This window comes from Prosthecobacter sp., from assembly GCF_014879935.1.
Classification (GTDB): Bacteria; Verrucomicrobiota; Verrucomicrobiia; order Verrucomicrobiales; family Verrucomicrobiaceae; genus Prosthecobacter.
Map to the genome: position 1 here is coordinate 1 of NZ_JACSRD010000033.1, position 5,368 is coordinate 5,368.

General features: G+C 63.3%; 4 protein-coding genes. All 4 read left to right on the forward strand.

Translation table 11 applies throughout. The annotated features are described in order from the left end of the window. Positions 1 to 369: 369 nt before the first annotated feature. A complete protein-coding gene (locus tag IAE77_RS00520) occupies positions 370 to 1,254 on the forward strand; it encodes a hypothetical protein (RefSeq protein WP_294219698.1) in 885 nt (294 codons plus the stop codon). A gap of 10 nt (positions 1,255 to 1,264) precedes the next feature. Beyond that, positions 1,265 to 2,539, forward strand: coding sequence for a hypothetical protein (locus tag IAE77_RS00525; protein ID WP_294219699.1), 1,275 nt, complete (start codon positions 1,265 to 1,267; stop codon positions 2,537 to 2,539). A 30-nt stretch (positions 2,540 to 2,569) separates the two neighbouring features. Then, positions 2,570 to 3,202 (forward strand): polysaccharide biosynthesis/export family protein, encoded by a 633-nt coding sequence (locus IAE77_RS00530; protein WP_294219700.1) that lies wholly within the window; start codon positions 2,570 to 2,572, stop codon positions 3,200 to 3,202. Positions 3,203 to 3,211: 9 nt separating this feature from the next. Beyond that, positions 3,212 to 5,368, forward strand: a 2,157-nt coding sequence (locus IAE77_RS00535) for a polysaccharide biosynthesis tyrosine autokinase (RefSeq protein WP_294219701.1), incomplete at its 3' end; no start/stop codon positions are given.

Genomic DNA, 5,368 nt, shown 5'->3' on the forward strand with positions numbered 1-5,368 from the left:
CGTGCCTTAATCATCGCAACAACAAGCTTCCTATCGCCACTCTTTGCCTCATAGCCTTGATGGCATTGGCCTTCAGGCGGAAAGGCTCAAGTCTCACCCTGCTGAGGCTCAACGTTCACCAACTCCCGTCGTTCTGGCACAACCGGCGTTCGCACGGTTTTGAACCGTCTGACCGGGATTTTCCGTCCTTGCCACCCCCCCCGGCTAAGCAATGCCTTAACCAGATTTGAGCCTCGCGAAGGCATCAGAAAGTCATGGCTGGTTCTATATTCCATGATGATTCTAAAAAATCGGCAATTCTCGGCGATTCGGAGGCGGTGTGCGACCTCAAGCGGGACGCGTGGCAGGGCCGGGTGGCTGCTGCCCTGGTTGCTGACCCTGCTGGCGGCCGGACACCTGCATGCGCAGCAGGGCACGGCCGTCTCGGCGCGATTCGCGTCGGTGAAGGGCGTGGTGATGGTCTCGACCTCCGGCGGAGGGGAACGCCAGGTGCAGAAAGGCGACAGCATCCGCTCCGGCACGGTGATCCAGTGTGGTTTGGAGGCGGGAGCGCTACTGCGGCCGATGCCGAAGCTCAGCGTGGTGATTTATCCCGAATCCAAGGTGCGCTATGAGGGCGCGGACGTGATGCAGGGCGGCAGCGGTCATCTGGCATGCAGCATCCTGGCCGGAAAGGCTCTGTTTCACATCGATCCGCCAGCGCCCGATGCCGATCCGGCCAAGGCACCGCGCATCGAGGTGACGGTGAACACGGAGGAAGGCGTGATCGTGAACCGCACGGGCGGCCAGCAGAAAACGGAGGCGGGGCAGCCGGCCGGACAGACGCGCACGGCGACGTGGACGGTGCAGCACGATGAAGGCCGCACCGTGGTGGCGGTGGGCGAGGGCTCCAGCGATGTGAGCATTGGCAAAGGCAGTGCTGCTGGAAATGGTGATTTTGGCGGACAAATCGAGGTGCCGGAGGGCTCCGTGATCTGGCTGTTCAATCGTGGCGGCAAGGTGGCCGCGGAACTGGTGGACACACTCACGGGCAAGGTGACGAACCTCACTGGCGGCCCGTCGCAAGGCGGGGACCTGGTGGAGCTGTCGAAGAAGCAGCTCGTCACGCCCTCCTCCAGCGGCACCACCACCACGCTGAGCCAGCCGACCACCAATCCGGGCGGGGGCACGGGCACGACGCCGACCACGCCGACGAATCCAGATTTCTCCAATCCGCTGCCGACGCTGCCGGTGGTCTCCGCCGACACCCCCTGACTCCCTCCGCATGATGAACGTGACTCCCGCACACCTCAGCCTCCGCTTCTCCCTGCTCGCGTGCGCCCTGTGGCTGCCCGTGTCTGCCGCCGGCCAGGATGTCCTGCGCGACGAGGCGGCAGGCACACGCGCTTCGCTGGCGCAGCCTGCGAACGGTGGCGCCATCCTGGACCCGAACGATCAGGACGACGCTTTTCTGAAGGAGTTCATGGAATATCAGATCCAGCAGCAGAAGAACTCCAAGGTGCGGTTATTTGCTGCCGGAAGCTGGCGCTATGACTCGAATGTGATGCTCAGCAACACGAACGAGCAGAGCGACACCATGTGGAGCTTCCGCCCGGGCGCCCAGTACTCCTACGGCGATGAACAATCCAAGCTGCAACTGCTCGCGGACTACTCCGCGCAGTTCAACTTCTTCGAGAAGTTCGATTCGCAGGACTCGGTGAACCAGTTCCTCAGCCTGTCGGTGAACTACCGGCTGAAAAAGACCTCCTTCAAGCTCAGCGGCCGCTTCAATGACGTCATGGGCGGTGATCTGGACGTGGGCGGCCAGGCGCAGCGCGTGCAATTCTCACCCGAGCTGCAGATGATCTACGAGGTGTCTGAAAAAGTGCGCGTGGGCATCTCCGGCCAGGTGCAGCGCAGCCATTATGACGCGCTGCTCTCCTCCACGACCTGGCGTTTCGGCACCTTTGCAGACTACGCCTTCTCCCCGCAGTTCCGCCTCGGTCTCCAGTTCAATGAGATGATCCAGGATGTGGAAGGCAGCGGCCGTCAGACCGGGCAGGACTACCTCGTGCGCATGGAGTGGGAGGCAGCGAAGAAGCTCTCCCTCAGCGGCACGGCGGGTGTGAATTTCATGCACACGATCTCCGCGGGCGACACCGTGCTGCCGGTCGGCAGCGTGTCCTTCCGTTACGAGGTGGGGCCAAAGACCTCGGTGTATGTGAATCTCTTCGCAAGGGCGCAGAATTCGCCCTCGCTCACCGGGCAGTACTTCCAATCGGAAGGCGTGTTGCTGGGCGTCCAGCAGCAGATCGGCAGCAAGATCAATGTGGGCGCTGATTTCGGCTACGAGATCTCCGAGTACGACACCTACCTGGCCGGCGTGGCCACCACGCGCACGGATCACGTCCGCTTCGTGCGTCCGTGGCTGAAGTACACGCTGCACCGCCACCTCGCGCTGGAGTTGTTCTACCAGCACACGCTCAACGACTCCACCGGCACCGGAGCGCAGCCTTTCGAACGCAACCTGGTCGGCGCCGGCCTCACCAGCTCCTGGTGAGCCGCACCTGGCACCTTTCTCATTCGCCTCATGAAAAACCTTCTTTGCCTTCTTTTCGTGCTTTGTCCGGCCGGCTTTCACGCGGGGGTCCTGGCGCAGCAGCCAGCCACGGCCACGGCGGATCACGCTGCCTTCGCCTCGAACGCCGTCACCATGGTGGCCAATGATTACGTGATCCGTGAGGGGGACATGGTGCAGGTGTCCGTCTTCAATGAGCCGGAACTGACCGCTGGCGGCCGGGTGCGGCGCGATGGCACCATCCAGTGCCCGCTGATCGGCTCCGTGAAGGTTCAGGGGCTCACCCAGATCTCCGCCGCGCGGGCGGTGGAGGAGCTGTATCGCAAGGATTACCTGGTACACCCCGAGGTGAACCTGTTTGTCTCGCAGTTTGCCGTGCAGCGCATCACCGTGCTGGGCCATGTGCAGCGTCCCGGCTCCCACGAGCTGCCGGCGGAGAAAAATCTCACCATCCTCCAGGTGCTCGGCCTCGCCGGCGGCCCCACACGCATCGCCAATCTCAAAAAGGTGCTCGTCAAACGCGTCGTGAACGGCAAGGAGCAGGTCTTCCGCGTGGACGTCAACAGCATGGCCTCCGGTGACAAGACGGTGATGTTCTTCGTGCGTGAAGACGACGTGATCACCGTGCCCGAAAGCTTCTTTTAATCCGCCGACATGCAAGCCACCTACCCCCTCACCCATTCCGTGCCCATGGAGATGCAGCGGCAGGACGCCGAGTCCGAATCCTCCTCCATGCTCAATCCCGGCCAGATGCTCGACGGCATCTGCCGCCACTTCTGGATCCCGCTCACCCTGGCCATCTTCGGCAGCGTCCTGGGCTATCTCTACTTCAAACGGCAGAAGCCCGCGTATGAGGCCACCAGCGTGGCGCAGTTCGGCGCGGAAAAGAGTTCGCTGCTCGGCATCGCCGGCGTCGGCAGTTCCGGCCTTGGCGACGAAAAGTCCATCAACACCCTCATCCAGGCCGCCAGGAGCCGCGAGGTGATGGAACGCGTCGTCAGCGAGCTGAAGCTCACCAAGCTGCCGCTTTTTTCCGGCGGACTGGCCGAGAACTCCAAGGACGCCGCCGAAAACGCCATCGCCGTCATCACCGGGATGACACGCGTCTCCTTGCGCAAGGACACACGGCTCATCGACTTCTCCGTCACCGGTGCGGACGCGGAACTCGTCGCCTCACTGGCCAATCAGGTCGCTCTCGGCCTCGTGGCGGAGCTGGAGAGCCAGAAAAGCCGCACCTTGCAGGGGGCCATCCAGTCCCTCGTGGCCGAAGGCCAGCGCCTTCAGGAAAAACTGAAGCAGTCCGAGATCGCCATGCACGACTACAAGCGCTCCAACCAGGCGATCTCGCTCGATGAACGCAAGGACCTGGTGCTCACGAAGCTCAAGGAACTCGGCGCCGAGCTCAACCGCCAGTCGAAGGAACGCCTCACCCTCGAAACCCACCTCCAGGCATGCAGGGACGGCAATCTGCCGCGTGACCAGCTCCTGAATCTGCCCACCATCGCCGATCATCCCAAGGTCGCCGGCATCCTCACACAAATCGGCTCGCAGAAGGCCTCGCTCGCCGTGCTGGCGGAGCGCTACAAGCCGAAGCACCCGAAATACGAGGCCGCCATGGCCGTGATCGACAACCTCGAACAGCAGCTCAACTCCATCCTCACCGACGCCGTCGGCCTGCTGCAGGCCAGTTGCGACAATGCGCGCGAGCTTGAACGCAAACTCCAGGAGCAGCTCAAGAAGCAGGAGTCCGAGGCCCTCGACCTCGAACAACTTGCCGTGCAATACAACGTGCTGAAGCGTGAGATGGAGTCCGATCAGGCCGTCTATGAGTCCGTGCTCACCCGCATCAAGCAGGTGGACGTGTCCAAAGGCATGGAGACACCGCCCATCTGGGTGCATCAGCTCGCCATGGTGCCGGGAGAACCCGTCTCACCCAACGCGAAGAAACTCGTCGGCAGCTCCTCCGCAGGCGGATTCATGCTCGGCCTCGCCATCATCGGCCTCATCGTCATGCAGGACCGCTCCATCCGCACCGTGGACGACGCGCGGGAGAAGCTGCGCACACCGGTGCTCGGCATGGTGTCCTCCTTGAATCCGCAGATGCTCACTCCGAAGCATCCCGACGCCGCGCGTGAGACCTCCGTGCTGCAGACCCACCGCGCGGTGGCGGAAAGCTTCCGCGAATTCCGCGCCATCATCTCCCGCATGGCCCGCAGCCCCCAGGCCTGCCACATGATCGTCAGCGCCATCCCCGAGGAGGGGAAAACTTTTGTCTCCACCCATCTGGCCGTGAGCCTGGCCAGCCAGGGGCTTCACACCCTGCTCATCGACATGGACCTGCGCCGCTCCCAGCTCGGTCGCATCTTCGGCGTGCCCTCCACCCGCAAAGGGGTGACCGATCTTTTGCTGGAGGAAGCCTCCTTTGCCGAAGCCTGCCTCGGCACCGGCATCGCCCACCTCGCCATCATGCCCGCCGGCCGTCGCATCGCGAATCCGGCCGAGCTGCTCTCCACCTGCGGCGTCGAAAAGCTCCGCAGGCTCGCCTTCGAGGCCGGTTTCGACCGCATCGTCATCGACACCGCCCCGCTCATCCCAGTCAACGACACCCTCGTGCTCGGCGATCTCGCCGACAGCACCTTCATGGTGGTGCGCTGCAACCGCACGCCCTCAGTGATCGTGCAGGAAGCCATCCGCAAGCTGCAGCAGACCGGCATCCCGCTCTCCGGCCTCGTCTTGAACCGTCTCCAGCACCGCTCCAAAGGCTTCGACTACTACTACCACCGCTCCTACTACAAGACGAACGAGGCCGAC